The 15,304-nt window shown below is 59.9% G+C and carries 12 protein-coding genes; 5 read left to right on the plus strand and 7 right to left on the minus strand.

All coding sequences use genetic code 11. The features are described from left to right. Positions 1-20: 20 nt before the first annotated feature. Both CYB_RS05290 and CYB_RS05295 read right to left on the minus strand, forming a co-directional pair. Positions 21-1,199: a transaldolase gene (locus CYB_RS05290; RefSeq protein WP_011432742.1), complete on the minus strand. Its 1,179-nt coding sequence runs from the start codon at positions 1,197-1,199 to the stop codon at positions 21-23. A 290-nt stretch (positions 1,200-1,489) separates the two neighbouring features. Continuing rightward, the gene (locus tag CYB_RS05295; protein WP_011432743.1) at positions 1,490-2,443 is read right to left on the minus strand and encodes an RluA family pseudouridine synthase; all 954 of its coding nucleotides are present in this window, start codon (positions 2,441-2,443) and stop codon (positions 1,490-1,492) included. A gap of 337 nt (positions 2,444-2,780) precedes the next feature. Here CYB_RS05295 and ppsA point away from each other — a divergent pair, with 337 nt between their 5' ends. Further along, positions 2,781-5,246: a phosphoenolpyruvate synthase gene (ppsA, locus tag CYB_RS05300; protein ID WP_011432745.1), complete on the plus strand. Its 2,466-nt coding sequence runs from the start codon at positions 2,781-2,783 to the stop codon at positions 5,244-5,246. Positions 5,247-5,327: 81 nt separating this feature from the next. Further along, the gene (locus tag CYB_RS05305; RefSeq protein ID WP_011432746.1) at positions 5,328-6,602 is read left to right on the plus strand and encodes a dihydrolipoamide acetyltransferase family protein; all 1,275 of its coding nucleotides are present in this window, start codon (positions 5,328-5,330) and stop codon (positions 6,600-6,602) included. Positions 6,603-6,693: 91 nt separating this feature from the next. Here the strand turns inward: CYB_RS05305 and lipA are convergent, their stop codons facing one another. Then, on the minus strand, positions 6,694-7,581 hold the full coding sequence (gene lipA / locus CYB_RS05310; protein WP_011432747.1) for a lipoyl synthase: 888 nt from the start codon (positions 7,579-7,581) through the stop codon (positions 6,694-6,696). Between the two features lie 175 nt (positions 7,582-7,756). On the opposite strand from lipA, the gene tkt reads away from it, so the two are divergent. Further along, complete coding sequence (gene tkt, locus CYB_RS05315; RefSeq protein ID WP_011432749.1) at positions 7,757-9,757, plus strand: transketolase; 2,001 nt, start codon at positions 7,757-7,759, stop codon at positions 9,755-9,757. 407 nt (positions 9,758-10,164) lie between these two features. On the opposite strand, the gene CYB_RS15520 is transcribed toward tkt, so the two are convergent. Next, complete coding sequence (locus tag CYB_RS15520; RefSeq protein ID WP_011432750.1) at positions 10,165-10,293, minus strand: hypothetical protein; 129 nt, start codon at positions 10,291-10,293, stop codon at positions 10,165-10,167. A 184-nt stretch (positions 10,294-10,477) separates the two neighbouring features. On the opposite strand from CYB_RS15520, the gene CYB_RS05320 reads away from it, so the two are divergent. Beyond that, entirely contained in the window at positions 10,478-10,963 is a 486-nt protein-coding gene (locus CYB_RS05320) for a hypothetical protein (protein ID WP_148202706.1), read from the plus strand. A gap of 345 nt (positions 10,964-11,308) precedes the next feature. Continuing rightward, complete coding sequence (locus tag CYB_RS05325) at positions 11,309-12,358, plus strand: hypothetical protein (protein WP_238376920.1); 1,050 nt, start codon at positions 11,309-11,311, stop codon at positions 12,356-12,358. 81 nt (positions 12,359-12,439) lie between these two features. On the opposite strand, the gene CYB_RS05330 is transcribed toward CYB_RS05325, so the two are convergent. The 3 genes from CYB_RS05330 to CYB_RS05340 are packed head-to-tail and all read right to left on the minus strand — an operon-like array spanning position 12,440 to position 15,223. Then, a complete protein-coding gene (locus CYB_RS05330; RefSeq protein WP_011432754.1) occupies positions 12,440-12,727 on the minus strand; it encodes a hypothetical protein in 288 nt (95 codons plus the stop codon). Between the two features lie 27 nt (positions 12,728-12,754). Continuing rightward, positions 12,755-13,372, minus strand: a complete 618-nt coding sequence (locus tag CYB_RS05335) for a hypothetical protein (protein WP_011432755.1) — start codon at positions 13,370-13,372, stop codon at positions 12,755-12,757. A 21-nt stretch (positions 13,373-13,393) separates the two neighbouring features. Further along, positions 13,394-15,223 carry a proline--tRNA ligase gene (locus tag CYB_RS05340; RefSeq protein ID WP_011432756.1) on the minus strand — a complete coding sequence of 610 codons (1,830 nt, stop codon included), beginning with the start codon at positions 15,221-15,223 and terminating at the stop codon, positions 13,394-13,396. Positions 15,224-15,304: the final 81 nt, after the last annotated feature.

Raw genomic sequence — 15,304 nt, forward strand, 5'->3', positions numbered from 1 at the left:
CCCAGGCCGGCTGCCAGCGGCTAATTCTTCAGATAGACCGCCGCCCCTAGGCCGACCAACATTTCCTCAGGGGTAATTTTGCCATCTTGGTTGGTATCCAGGGCATCGAAAACGCGATCTGCCCCCATCCACTCCTCGCGGGTGATGAAGCCATCCCCATCCAGGTCGTAGAGGCGGAAGACATCCTGGGCGGCGTGGGTAATGGTTTCCTTGGCACCCTCCAGCTTCTGCAGCCGCTCGGTGAGCAGTTTTTCCAGCACCTCCAGCGCTTTGGAGAAGCCCTGGATCCCTTCTTCCAGCTTTTCTGAGGCCATGCGGTTTTCCCGGTGCATCTGGTCGAAGGTAGCTCGATCCATCACCAGGCGCGGGATGTCCATTTTCTTGGCTTTTTCCGGATCCAGTTTGCGCTCCAGGTAACCCTCGGTGTTTTGCAGCTCCGCCAGCAAGGCGGGCGAGATGGTCAGGAGATCACAGCCGGCCAACTCGATGATCTCCCCGATGTTGCGGAAGCTGGCCCCCATCACTTCCGTCGGAAAATCGTATTTGCGGAAGTAGTTGTAAATCTGGGTCACCGACTGCACCCCCGGATCTTCGGCAGGAGGGTAGCTCTCCCGGCCCGTGTGTTTCTTGTACCAATCCAAGATGCGGCCCACAAAGGGCGAGATCAGCTTCACCCCCGCTTCGGCGCAGGCGATGGCCTGGTGCAAGCCAAACAACAGGGTGAGGTTGCAATGGATCCCTTCTTTTTCCAGGATCTCGGCAGCTCGGATCCCTTCCCAAGTCGAGGCAATTTTAATCAGCACCCGCTTGGGATCCGCTCCTGCCGCCTTGTAGAGCTCGATCAAATGGCGGGCTTTGGCAACTGTGGCTTCTGTGTCGTAAGAGAGGCGGGCATCCACCTCCGTCGAGACCCGGCCAGGAATGATGGACAAAATGCGCACGCCAAAGGCCACGGCCAGTTGATCGATGGCGTGGGCCACCACGGTTTTGATGTCGGCTTTGGATCCCAGTTCTTGGCGGGCCTTGAGCAAGGTTTCATCGACAATGCCCTGGTACTGGGGCATTTGGGCAGCCGCTGTGATCAAAGAGGGATTGGTGGTGGCATCCTGCGGCTTAAAGCTCTCGATGGCGTTGATATCCCCCGTATCGGCGACCACGACAGTCATCTGTCGCAATTGCTCCAGCAAGCTCTTGCTCATGTTCGGCTCCTTGAGATTGCGCTACGCGCCGCTTCTGCGACCTAGTTTCAGTGTTACCCATCCCATTCAGGGATCCCGGTAGACATGAGATTGTCTTAATTCTCTTCTCTGGCCGGGTTCACCCCCACGGGTGTGGGGACAACTGGGCATACTCGTTTCAAACAAGATGAAGACCCTTCGCCGCTGACCCTCACCCCTTGTGGGCGAGGGGAGCTGGGGATCAACCAACCAGCTGTTCCACAGCCGTTTGCAATGACCAGGCAAAGCAAGGGGGAAACCCCAGAGGCTGCCTAGCCCGCCTGGCTGCGCAACTGCCGCAAGAGCCGCTCAAACTCCTCCGGCAGGGGAGCGGTAAACTGCAGCGGCTGGCCTGTGCGCGGCTGAACAAAGGAGAGCTTCCAGGCATGGAGAGCTTGGCCGCCCAGCTTAACAGGGCTGGTTTTGCTCTGGGTGTAGAGGGGATCCCCGACAATCGGCAGGCGCAAATGGGCAGCATGAACCCGAATTTGATGGGTGCGCCCCGTCTCCAGCTCAAACTGCATCAGGGTGTAGTTGCCCAGCCGCTCCAACACTTGCCAGTGGGTTACCGCCACTCGCCCTTGGCCAGGGGTCAGGACGGCCATCTTTTGCCGATCCACCGGGTGCCTCCCAATGGGGGCAGAGACGGTGCCCTGACTTTGAGCCGGACGACCGAACACCACCCCCAAATAGAGGCGCCGGGCAGTTTTGGCTTGAATTTGGGCTTGCAGATGCTGGTGGGCTTGATCGTGTTTGGCGATCACCAGCGCGCCGGTGGTGTCTTTGTCGAGGCGATGCACAATGCCCGGACGCTGTTCGCCGTTGATGCCCGACAGGCGGGGACAATGGGCCAGCAGCGCGTGAACCAGTGTGCCGCTGGCGTGGCCGGGGGCGGGGTGCACCACCAAACCGCGGGGCTTGTTGATCACAAGCAAATCGTCATCTTCGTAAAGAATGTCCAAGGGGATCGGCTCCGGCTGCAGGGCAGTCGGGGTGGCTGGCGGGATCCGCACCTCGACTTCATCCCCAGCTTGCAGGGGGCGATCCTTATCCCGGCAGGGCTGCCCATTGAGCCAAACCTGGCCCTGGCGGATAAGCTGCTGCAGGCGCGACCGCGACAGCTCCGGCAGTTGCTCTGCCAATCCTCGATCCAGCCGCAAGCCCTGCTGTTTTTCCGTCACCCTGATCTGGCGAATGTCTGCTGCAGCCTCCTTGTGGCCCTCCATGCCGTTGTTGCCCAAATTGCCTTCTTTGACCATTGTGGCAGCCCGGCTACTTTTGCACTGAGTAAAAAAGGTCGAAGATTTGCAGCAACTTCCGCAGGCAGGTGGTGGGGGGATCTGCCTTGTCTCATCGCCTTCTAAGCCTTCTTGGGGGGATCCCTGGGCAATTTTAAGGGGCAGAAAATCCTGACTAGAGTGAGGCTATGGCCCACCAAGAATGAGTTGGGCCGAGTGTTGGCATAGGAGAGCCGGGAGCGATCCCAAGCCGACAACACAGCACACCCCAGCAATTGGCGTTGGCTCAATGGATCGCTCAATGGATCTAAGAAGGAGGTAAGGCATGTCGGATGGAGCAACCAGGGGATCCCAGCTTCAGCAACCCTCTCAACCCCAGCTTGGCTCAGAGCCGCCTTTGGTCTTGCCCCTGACGGAGGTGGGGCTGCGGGACGTTGCCCAGGTGGGCGGGAAAAACGCCTCCTTGGGAGAAATGCTGCAGCAGCTCACCTCAAAGGGGATCCAGGTGCCGACAGGATTTGCCACCACCGCCCATGCGTATCGCCAGTTCATCGCCTCTGCGGGCCTAGAGGAGAAGTTGCAGGAGATTTTCAAAGACTTAGACATTGAGAATGTCCAAAATTTGCGCGAGCGGGGCAAGGCTGCCCGCACCTTGATCTTGCAAACTCCCTTCCCCCCTCAGCTAGAGCAGGCCATCGCCGAAGCCTACCAAAAGCTGTGCGAGCGCTACGGCCCCGACACCGATGTGGCGGTGCGCTCCAGTGCCACGGCAGAAGACTTGCCGGATGCCAGCTTTGCCGGCCAGCAGGAGACCTACCTGAACGTGCGTGGAGTGCGGGCGGTGCTCAACGCCTGCCACCACTGTTTTGCCAGCCTGTTTACCGACCGGGCCATTTCCTACCGCCAAATCAAGGGCTTTGACCATTTTCAAGTAGCCCTCTCGGTGGGGGTGCAGAAGATGGTGCGCTCGGATCTGGCTTGCTCGGGGGTGATGTTCTCCATCGACCCAGAAACCGGCTTTAAAGATGCGGTGCTGATCACCGCCGCCTACGGCCTGGGGGAAAACGTGGTGCAAGGGATCGTCAACCCCGATGAGTACGTGGTCTTCAAACCCACCCTCAAGCAGGGACTGCGCCCCATCCTCTCCCGCAAGCTGGGCAGCAAGGCCCTGAAGCTGGTCTACGACGAGGGGGGATCCCGTTCCACCAAAAACGTGGCTGTCCCCGAAAGCCTGCGCAAGCAATATGCCCTCAGGGATGAGGAAATCCTCAAATTGGCCCAGTGGGCCTGCTTGATCGAGGAGCACTACTCGGCACAGCGGGGCCGCTTCACCCCCATGGACATCGAGTGGGCCAAAGATGGGATCACCGGCGAGCTGTTTATCGTCCAGGCCCGCCCCGAAACAGTGCAGTCGCAAAAAGGGGCCAACCAGCTGACCACCTATCGCTTCACCCAGCCTGGGGCGCAGCCCGAGCCTCTGGTGCGGGGACGGGCCGTAGGCGAGGCCATTGGCCAGGGCACAGCCCGCGTCATTTTGGATGTGCGCCGCTCGGATCAGTTTCAGGCCGGCGAGGTGCTGGTGACCGAGAAGACGGATCCCGACTGGGAGCCCATCATGAAGAAAGCCAGCGCCATCGTCACCAACCAGGGGGGCAGAACTTGCCATGCGGCCATCATCGCCCGCGAGCTGGGGATCCCGGCCATTGTTGGCTGCGGCAACGCCACGCAGGTGCTCCGTTCCGGCGATCCCATCACCGTCTCCTGCGCTGAAGGGGAAGAAGGGCGGGTCTACCCGGGCCTGTTGCCCTATGAGGTGACGGAGATCCCGCTGGAGGAGCTGCCCCGTCCCCGCACCCAGCTGATGATGAATGTGGGCAACCCAGAAAAAGCCTTCGGCCTCAGCGGGATCCCTTGCGATGGCGTGGGGCTGGCGCGGCTAGAGTTCATCATTGCCAACCACATTCAGGTCCACCCGCTGGCTTTGCTCAACTATGAGCAGGCGGTGAAAGAGGAGCCGCGCCTGGCAGAGCTCACCGCCCAGTATGCCGACAAGCCGGAGTACTTTGTGGACAAGCTGGCCCAGGGGGTGGCCACCATTGCTGCCGCCTTTTACCCCAAGCCGGTGATCGTGCGGCTGTCGGATTTCAAGAGCAACGAGTATGCCCACCTGTTGGGGGGATCCCGCTACGAACCCCACGAGGAAAACCCCATGATTGGCTGGCGGGGGGCCTCCCGCTACACGGATCCCCGCTACCGTGAGGGCTTTGCCTTGGAGTGTCGGGCCATGAAACGGGTGCGGGATGAGATGGGCCTGACCAACGTCATCTTGATGATCCCCTTCTGCCGCACGCCGGAAGAGGGGCACAAGGTGCTGGAGGAGATGGCCCGCCATGGCCTGGTGCGGGGAGAAAACGGCCTGCAGGTGTACGTGATGTGCGAATTGCCCAGCAATGTTATCCTGGCCGACGAGTTCTGCCAGATCTTCGACGGCTTCTCCATCGGCTCCAACGACCTCACCCAGCTCACTCTGGGCCTGGATCGCGACTCAGCCCTGGTGGCCCACCTTTTTGACGAGCGCCACGAGGCCGTCAGGCGGATGATCGCCCAGGTAATCCAGACGGTGAAAAGCCATGGCCGCAAGATCGGCATCTGCGGGCAGGCCCCCAGCGACTACCCCGACTTCGCCCGCTTCCTGGTGCAAGCAGGGATCGATTCCATCAGCCTCAACCCCGATTCCCTGTTGAAAACCCTGCTGGTGGTGGCCGAAGCAGAAGCGGCTGGCGCCCGGTGAGCCCAAAGCCGGCCCAGGGACGTGCGCGGGGATCCCGTCTCCTGGGTTACAATCTCTTCTGCTGTGTTCCCATCCCCATCGATGATCCACGAACTCTCCATGCCGGCCCTCAGCTCCACCATGGAAACGGGCAAGATCGTCACCTGGCTGAAAAACCCCGGCGACCGCGTGGAGAAAGGAGAAAACATCCTGGTGGTGGAGTCCGACAAAGCGGACATGGACGTGGAGTCCTTCCACAGCGGCATCCTGGCCAGTATCCTGGTGCCGGCAGGGGAATCAGCCCCGGTGGGCGCCCCCATTGCCCTGATTGCCGAAAGCGAAGCGGAAGTGGCCCAAGCTCAGGAAAAAGCCAAAGCCCTCGCTGCTGGCGTTACCCCTGCGGCTCCACCTAGCGCAGACCGCGCCTCTGCAGCTCAGCCGACAAGTCCTGCCCCTGCGGCAACCCCCACCTCTACACTGCCAAATGGATCGGATGGCGCCGGATCCCAGCGGATCGTGGCTTCCCCGCGGGCGAAAAAATTGGCGGAAAGCCTGGGGATCGATCTGCGCACCGTGCGCGGCTCCGGCCCCAACGGTCGCATCATAGCCGAAGACGTGGAGCGAGCTGCGGCCCTTTCCGCTCCTGCAGTGGCTGCCCCCTCTGCTCCAGCCCCCGCGCCTCCAACTCCTGTAGCTGTCCCCTTGGGAGAAACGGTTCCCCTCAGCACTTTACAAGCGGCGGTGGTGCGCAACATGAACGCCAGCCTTGGCGTGCCGGTGTTCCACGTGGGCTACACCATCACCACCGATAGCCTGGATCACCTCTACCAACAGGTAAAGCCTAAGGGGGTGACCCTGACGGCCCTCTTGGTCAAAGCCGTGGCCATGACCCTGGAGAAGCATCCCCTTTTGAATGCCAGCTACACAGAAGGCGGGATCCATTACAAATCGGATATCAACATCGCCGTGGCCGTGGCCATGGAGGATGGCGGGCTGATCACCCCTGTCCTAAAGCAAGCCAACCGGCTCGATCTGTACGAGATCTCCCGCCGCTGGAAGGATCTGGTGGAGCGGGCGCGGCGCAAGCAACTGCAGCCGGAAGAGTACAATAGCGGCACCTTCACCCTCTCCAACCTGGGCATGTTCGGGGTGGATCGCTTCGATGCCATTTTGCCCCCCAACCAGGGATCCATTTTGGCCATCGGCGCTTCTCGCCCCACGGTGGTGGCGACGCCGGAAAAAGCCATTGCCATCCGTTCCCAAATGCAGGTGAACCTCACCTGTGATCACCGTGTCATCTACGGCGCCCATGCAGCGGCTTTCCTGCAGGATCTGGCGCAGCTCATAGAGCACAAGGTGGGATCCCTGACGTTGTAGCCGCCCTGAAACCCGGCCTTGAGCCAATCTCAGAGTAGGGTTCTTCTCTCGCGCAACCCACAAGGTCGGGCAGCCGGCGAGGCCCCAGCGCTCAGGAGCTCCTCCTGGGAAAGCGCTGCATCAACTCTTGCACAGCCTCGGCATGGTAGGAGCTGCGGGTTAGGGGCGAAGACACCACCTGCAAAAAGCCCAGTTCCTCTCCCACCCGTCGCCAATGGTCGAACTCTTCGGGGGGAACGTAGCGCTCCACCGGCAGGTGTTTGGGGCTGGGCGCCAGGTATTGGCCGAGCGTGAGGATGTCACACCCTGCCCGGCGCAGATCCCGCATCACCTGCAAGATCTCCTCGGCAGTTTCTCCCAGGCCCAACATCACCCCCGACTTGGTGTACAGGCCAGGATCCCATTGCCGTGCCAACTCCAACAGTTTGAGGGAGCGCTCGTAATTCCCCTGCGGGCGTACACGGCGATAGAGGCGGGGCACCGTTTCGGTATTGTGGTTGAGCACCGTCGGTCGGGCGGCCAAGATCTGCTGCAGCGCCTGCCAGTTACCACATAGGTCTGGGATCAAGACCTCGATGGTGGTCTGGGGCATGCGGCGGCGGATTTCCGCAATGCAGGCCACAAACTGGCTGGCTCCCCCATCGGGCAGGTCGTCCCGATTCACCGACGTAATCACCGCATGGCGCAATCCCAAGCGTTCCACTGCTTCTGCCACCCGCCGGGGTTCAGTGGCATCCAGGGGCAGAGGGCGTTTGGTGAAGTCGATATCGCAGTAGGGGCAGGCGCGGGTACAGGCCGGGCCCATGATCAAAAAGGTGGCGGTGCCGTTGGCAAAACACTCCCCCAGGTTGGGACAGGAAGCCTCTTCGCAAACCGTGTTCAGGCCCAAGTCCCGCAGCAGTTGTTTGACGGATCCCACCCGTTGAGGGGCCTTGGCCCGCAGCCAGGAGGGTTTGCTACCAGAAGAAACAACGGTCAAAGAAGTGCTCCAACACAAAACAGCAGCGACGGTATCACTCAGCTTAGCCTGCCATTTGGCCCCGTTGGAATTTGGACAAAGCCAATTTCCCGGCCCAATTGATCCCTAGCGCCTCGGAAGCAAGACCCAAAACACGGCATACTGGAAAGCAAATGTCGAGCGATAGGGATCCCACATGGTTGTTGCTGCTCCTCCCTCTCTGGAACAACTTGCCATCAATACGATTCGCTTTTTGGCGGTGGATGCTGTTCAGAAGGCCAACTCCGGCCACCCTGGCCTGCCGATGGGAGCAGCACCCATGGCCTATGTGTTGTGGCAGCAGTTCATGAAGTTCAACCCCCGCAACCCCAAGTGGGTGGATCGGGATCGCTTTGTGCTCTCGGCGGGGCATGGCTGCATGCTGCAGTACGCGCTGCTGCACCTAACCGGCTTCGATGTAAGCCTGGAGGACATTAAGCAGTTCCGCCAGTGGGGCTCCAAAACCCCCGGCCACCCGGAAAACTTTGAAACTCCGGGGGTGGAGGTGACCACCGGCCCGCTGGGGCAAGGGGTGGGCAATGCGGTAGGGTTGGCCATTGCCGAGGCCCATCTGGCCGCCCGCTTCAACAAGCCCGGCCACACCATTGTGGATCACTACACTTACGTGATCTTGGGCGATGGCTGCAACATGGAAGGGGTGGCTTCTGAAGCAGCTTCTCTGGCCGGCCACCTGCAACTGGGCAAGCTGATCATGCTTTACGACAGCAACCACATCTCCATCGACGGCAGAACGGAAATCGCCTTTACGGAAGATGTGGGCAAACGCTATGAAGCCTACGGCTGGCACGTGCAAAAGGTAGACGACGGCAACCACGACCTGAAGGGGATCGCCGAGGCCATCCAGAGAGCCAAGGAAGTCACCAACAAGCCGTCCTTGATTATTGTCGAGACCACCATCGGCTACGGATCCCCCAACAAGGCCGGCAGCGAGAGCGTCCATGGGGCACCCCTGGGGCCGGAAGAGGTGAAGCTCACCAAACAAAACCTGGGCTGGCCGCTGGAGCCGGAGTTTTACATTCCCGACGAGGTGCTGGCCCACTTCCGCCAGGCCATCGAAAAAGGGGCCAAGGCCGAGGCCGAGTGGAACGAGCGCTTCGCCGCCTACGAGAAGGCTTACCCCGAAGAGGCCGCCGAGTTCAAGCGCATCATGGCCGGGGAGCTGCCGGTGGGCTGGAAAGAAGCGCTGGCCCCCATTGCCGAAACCGGCAGAGAATCCACCCGCAACCTCTCCAAGTTTTGTCTGAATGCCTTGGCCAAAGCGGTGCCGGAACTGCTGGGGGGATCCGCAGATCTCGCCCACTCCAACATGACTTATCTAAAGGGGATCCCAGAGTTTCAGGCCGGCTCTTACGAGGGGCGTAACTTCCGCTTTGGGGTGCGGGAACACGGCATGGGAGCCATTGCCAACGGCATGGCGCTTCATGGAGGTCTCATCCCTTACGACGCCACCTTTTTGATCTTCACAGACTACATGCGGCCTGCCATCCGCCTATCGGCCCTCTCGCAAGTGCGGGTGCTGCACGTCATGACCCACGACTCCGTCGCCTTGGGAGAAGATGGCCCCACCCACCAGCCGGTGGAAACTTTGGCCTCCCTGCGGGCCATTCCCAATCTCTATGTGCTGCGCCCGGCAGATGCCCGCGAAACGGTGGGATCCTACCAGGTGGCCCTAGAAGCCAAGACCACCCCTTCTGTGCTGGTGTTCACCCGGCAGGCGGTCAACCCGGTGGAGGGCACCTCTGTTGAAGGCGTAGCCAAAGGGGCCTATGTGGTGGTGGATGCCCCCAACCCAGAGCTGATCTTGATCGCCACCGGCTCTGAACTGGAGCTGGCAGTGAAAGCTGCAGCCCAACTGAAGCAGGAAGGCCGGGCCGTGCGGGTGGTCTCTATGCCCTGTATGGAGCTGTTTGAGGCCCAGCCCCAGAGCTACCGCGATTCCGTTCTGCCCCCCAACGTCACCAAGCGCGTCTCCGTCGAGGCAGGCTGCACCTTCGGCTGGCACAAGTACCTGGGGTTTGAGGGGGTGGCCATTGGCATCGATCGCTTTGGCGCCTCTGCCCCCGGCCCGGTGTGCATGGAGAAGTTCGGCTTCACGGTGGAAAACGTGGTCAACACTGCCCGCCGGCTGCTGGGCTGAGGGCACTTTACCCCTTCCTCGGCGCTTTCAAGGGGCTCAGCAGGGATCCCTTCTCTGCTGGGCTTTTTTCCCTGTTGAGCCTGCTGCCCAGCGGCGTGACCCGGACAGGCGTAGCGAACCTCGCATCAACCAATCAGCAGGACTTCCAAAGCATCCGGATCTGCTTCTTTCTGTAGGGCAGCCATGGCGGAGAACGCAGTCGAGGGCGGCTTCCTGCCCCGCAGACAACACCTTTGCCTTGAGGACATCTTCAACCATGGCGGGGATGATCCTTGAAGGCAAGTTGGAAGTCGAGCAGGCTGCCACCATCGCCTTGAAATCGCCTTGAAGAAGAAACTTTGGCTTCCGCCGCCGTGCTGAGGTGCTTGTGCCGGCTGCAGACACAAACAGCTTTGCCTACTGTTTGCCTACTGTAGGAACCCCGCCAGTAAAATCACCGCGGCTCCCACGGCAGCCAAAATCGTCAGCGCCCGGCCCGCGTCGGCACTGCCCTTCCACGAGAAGTTTTTCTCCGACTTTTTCGGTTCTGCTGGCATGGCCATGCCTCCCTTTGCATTGCCAACTCTAACTTAACTTCCCCCCCACGGGATCTTAGCTGGTTGGGGCATACCCTGGAAAAAACAGCAGCCATCTGGCCCGGCCAGCCGTTTTTGGGAACAATACAAGCAGGCAAGGGATCCAACTCCCACCAGTCTGGAAGCACATCCTGAGGCGAAAGCCATGAGCTATGCAGAACGGAGCAAAAGAATGGTTTTGACGTTGGCGACTCTGCTGGGCGGCTGGGTTGGCGGAGGGTTGTTGCAGGGATCCCTCTGGGTTGCCGCTCAGCCTACCTTTCAGACAGTGCCGTTGCCGCGCTTACCGGTGGGTGTCGATCAATTGGTTTTTGATCGCCCAGTGGCCCGCTTCAACCCCGACCTGCCGGCAGAGCTGGTGATCCGCAATCGCACCGGTCTGCCTTTGGAATACGGCTTTACCGATCCCCGCCAGAAAGTCTCGGAACTGCCTGCCGGCGAAACGTTGCGCCTGAGCAACCTGTTGATCCCCAATTGCATGGCCATCAACACGCCGATGTTGGCTCCTGTGGGCTACCAGGTGAGCGTGGATCCCTTGAATGTGATCACCGTAGAGGTGCGGCTGGTCAACGATGTCTCCGGCGATCATTGCCTCGATCTGCAAGAGACAGGGGCTATTTTTGTGAATTGATATCAATAAACTGACATAAATCGATCGGCGATCGGCGGTCACGACACAAGTTAGTTGATCAAAGGGATCCCTTACATCCTCACCTACAGTCATCTTCTGGATTTTGCCAGGATGGACATGGGATCCCACACGGTAGATGGCAGTTGACTTTGCCCGGTTTTGACGCTGGGATTGAGTCTATTGGAGAGCCGATCAGAGGTTTAGGCGTATCGACAGGGGCCATCCCCTGTGACAGGATTCGAACAGGATATCGAGGCCGATGTTCTGCCGGACTCTGTTTAGCCTTTCTCTGGGCTTGTTGCCTGTGTAGTCTGTCTGTAGTCTATCTTTTTCTTGGATGGTCTCATGAGCGATAACTTGTATTCCTGGTTTCCCCGGGCCTTGGTGATTGGCGCTGCGGTTGTGGGGTTGTCGAGCTTGCCTGCAAGGGCTCAGCAAATTACGGATCCCAGCCCAGCTCAAGCGGCCACCAATGTTGAACCTACCTCCCCAATCTCGGCTTCTTTTCGCAGCCAAGATGGAGTCAGCGTGCGTCCGGAAACGGTGAGGGTTTTCCTGGATGGCCAAGACGTCACTTCCCAGTCGGTGATTACCCGCGATTTCTTCACCTATCGCCCTGCCCAACCTCTGCCGCCGGGGCGTCGGGAAGTCTTGCTGGAGTTCACCAATACCCAGGGGGTGACCCGCCGCGTGACTTGGAGCTTCACCGTGGGTAGCCCTGTCCGCGCTTCCATCGACTTAGTGGATCACAATGCCGGCAGTCGCCCTTTGGCAGCGGGAGAAATCCTGTTGGTCACCGTCAAAGGTACCCCTTCCAGCCGGGTAACGGTTTACCTCATCCAGGATGGACGGCAAGTGCAAACCTTGCCGGCTCAGGAAGTTTCCAGCGGCACCTATGTAGTGAACGCCCTAATCGAGGCGAAAGATACCACCCGGGAAGGGATCGTCGTCGCCCGCCTGGAAAATGGCGGCCAAGTGCGCTTCATGACCGCCGAACAACCGGCCCGCCTGATCGAAGGGGCCACCGGGGGCATCCAGCGGCTGACCACCCAAGAGGTTTCCGCTACAGTCAGCGCCCCCAGCCCCCTCTTGCCTCAAATCACCAACCTGCAGGATGGGGATCGGGTTTCCGGTTCTTCGTTTACGCTGCAGGGCACTACAGCTCCCAATGCTTCGGTGCGGGTGAATGTAACGGCTTCGACCTCTCTGGGGGGCATCATCAGCGCCCAACAGACCGTGACCAACCAAACGGTGCAGGCAGATGCCCAGGGCCGTTTCACCATCACCGTTCGGCCTCCCATTCCGGCCTCTGGCACGGTGTATCAGGTGAATCTCACGGCCACTTCCGGCAACCAAACCAGCCCAACGGTAACCCTGCGCCTTACCCAGCAGTAGGGGTTCAAGGGATCCCAGCCCATCCCGATAGACTTCCCCCCACCCATCAAGGGATCTGGGCAGCCTTCCATGTCCAGCAGTTCAGACTTCCCTCTCTCCCCTGGGAGAAGGGCTGGGGGTGAAGGCTCTATCATCTTCAATTCCCAGGGATCCCTTGCCGGCTTGTAGGGGAGTTTTGGATAGAGGAGACTGCATTTGCCAGCGCCACAGGATCCCGGCCATGATCAAGGTGGGCAAAACGATCATCCCGACCACCACTGGCATTTGCTCCGGCAAGGCCAAGTAAGGGCCACCATACTTGATGGCTGTGCTGATCCCGGCAGCAGCCAGCATCAATTTTAGGGCAAACCAGACTGTTTTTCGATCCATGACTTACTTTTAATTCACGCTTTTAATTCACGATGGGCTGGGGTTGCTGACCATGGCAGTGAGAATGCCGGCAATGGTTTCTAGCTCCTCAGGTACCCGATACAGCGTTAAGTCTTGTTTGATCACCTGCTGATGGGCAAGAATTTGTCCGAACTGCCAGATAGACCCCATCGTCACTGCACCGTAGATCTGAGCCTGCTGCTCCACCTGCGCCAGGGCAATCATTTCTACAGCCATTTGCACAAAGGCCCGCGTTAGATCGTCCTTTTTGGCTTCAACCACCAGCAGGATGTTCTTCCCTCGCAACAGATAATCGAGGCTGCCCTTCAACCAATTGTTGACCATCAGGGGATACTCCAGCCGCAAAGGAACTCGACAATGGAGAGCCACTTCGGTCAGCACAGGAGCCACCAGCAATTCCCGCCGCGCTGTTTCGCTGGTGAGGCTAACCAAAGGTAACAATTGTCGGATCCGATCTTTCAAAACTGGGGTTTGCGGCGGCGCAGGGGCAACAGGCCATGTCCACTCCCCAATTTCCAGTTGATAGCCGAACTGAGCCAAGATTTCATCTGGCTCGTAGGGCATCTCAAAATAAGAGCGAAAAGTATAGGATTCGTCTTCTTTAAGAATGGAGATGTTCAGCATCGGGTTCAGGAGAAGCCACGCTCAGTCCGGCACAGCTAGGGCTGCTTCAATCCGCTCTTTCAGGGTAGTCACCACTTCTTCAATGGGAATTTCCGTGGCTTGGCCGCTGGCCCGCTCGGTGAGTTCCACCTTGCCCTGTTTGAGGCTGCGCCCTGTGGTGATGCGGTAAGGGATCCCGATCAGATCCGCATCTTTGAATTTCACCCCGGCCCGCTCGTCCCGGTCATCCCAGAGGGTCTCGATGCCGGCAGTAGCGAGATCTTGCACCAGTTTTTCCGCCACGCTCATCTGCTCGGGGTCGGAGATGTTGGGCACTACCACCACCACATGATAGGGGGCAATGGCCACGGGCCAGATGATCCCGTTGGCATCGTGGGACTGTTCCACCGCCGCCTGGGCCAAGCGGGATACCCCAATGCCATAACAGCCCATCCAGAGGGGCTGCTCGGATCCCTGTTCGTCGGTAAAGGTGGCCCGCATTGGCAGCGAGAACTTGAGGCCTAGCTGAAAGATATGGCCGATCTCGATGCCACGGGCCGTTTCCAGGATCTGGTCGGGGTTGAGCAAACACCGATCCCCCGCCTGTGCCTTGCGCACATCCACCACTTCCGGCAGGGGATATTGCTCGCCCCAGTTGGCCCCCACCACGTGCTGCCCCACCTGGTTGCCGCCGGTTACGAAGTTCTGCAGCAGGGCTGCCGTCTGGTCGGCCAAGCGCAGGATCTGGGGGGCAAGGTTTTTTTGCCGGCCCAGACAGCTATCCGGCAAGTCGGGGGCAATGTAGCCCACCGGGATGGGATCCCCCTGCCAACTGTTTTGGATCTCGGCATCGGCCAAGGCGAGCTTGAGCAATTTGCTGGCTTGGTAGCGCTCTGCCAGGCGGCTGAGGTGGTTGGCCAGTTTGACCTCATTGACTTCTTGATCCCCGCGGATGCTGAGCAGCACTGCCACCCGCAGGCCGTTGTCGTAAAGGGCTTGGTAGAGGACGTTTTTAACGATCAGGGTAGAGGAGATTTTTAGGAAAGCGGCCAGCTTCTCGATGGTTTCGGTTCCCGGCGTATCCAGAACCTGGAAGGCGGTGTAGGGAGACTCTGCCGCTGGCGGCGGGATGGAGACGGCCTTCTCCACATTGGCAGCATAGGAGCCATCGGGCGTGTAGAGGATCTCATCTTCTCCCGCAGAGGCCAGCACCATAAACTCCTGCGAGGCCGCCGATGGACCCCCGATTGCCCCCGCATCGGCATCCACCACTCGAAACTCCAGCCCACAGCGCCTGAGGATGCGGCTATAGGCTCGGTACATATCTTGGTAGGTCTGGCGCAGGCTTTCCTCGTTGGCGTGGAAGGAATAGGCGTCTTTCATGATGAATTCCCGCCCTCGCATTAGGCCAAAGCGGGGCCGAATCTCATCCCGAAACTTGGTCTGGATCTGATAGAGGGTTTGGGGCAATTGCCGGTAAGAACGGATCAGGTCGCGGGCCAGTAGGGTGATCACCTCTTCGTGGGTGGGGCCGAGGCTCTGTTCCCGCCCCTGCCTGTCCTTGAGGGCAAACATGATCCCCTCGGCTTGGGTGTACACATCCCATCGCCCCGATTCCCGCCAGATCTCCGCCGGCTGCAACTGGGGCAGCAGACACTCTTGCCCACCGATGGCGTTCATCTCCTGGCGAACGATCTCCGAGATCTTTTGCAGCACCCGCCAGAGGAGCGGCAGATAGGTGTAGATCCCTGGGGAGAGCCGCCGGATAAAGCAGCCCCGCAGCAGCAATTTGTGGCTGGGCAACTCGGCCTCGACGGGATCCTCCCGCAGCGTTACAAACAGCATCTGGCTCAGTCTCTGGCTTTGTTGCATCCCTTCCCTCCCTCTGAGGACTCCTCCCGCTCGCACGATCAGCTCAAACTTTCCCGCCCTGTTTGGGATCCCCTGCCCGAG

The sequence above is a fragment of the Synechococcus sp. JA-2-3B'a(2-13) genome (assembly GCF_000013225.1).
GTDB lineage: Bacteria > Cyanobacteriota > Cyanobacteriia > Thermostichales > Thermostichaceae > Thermostichus.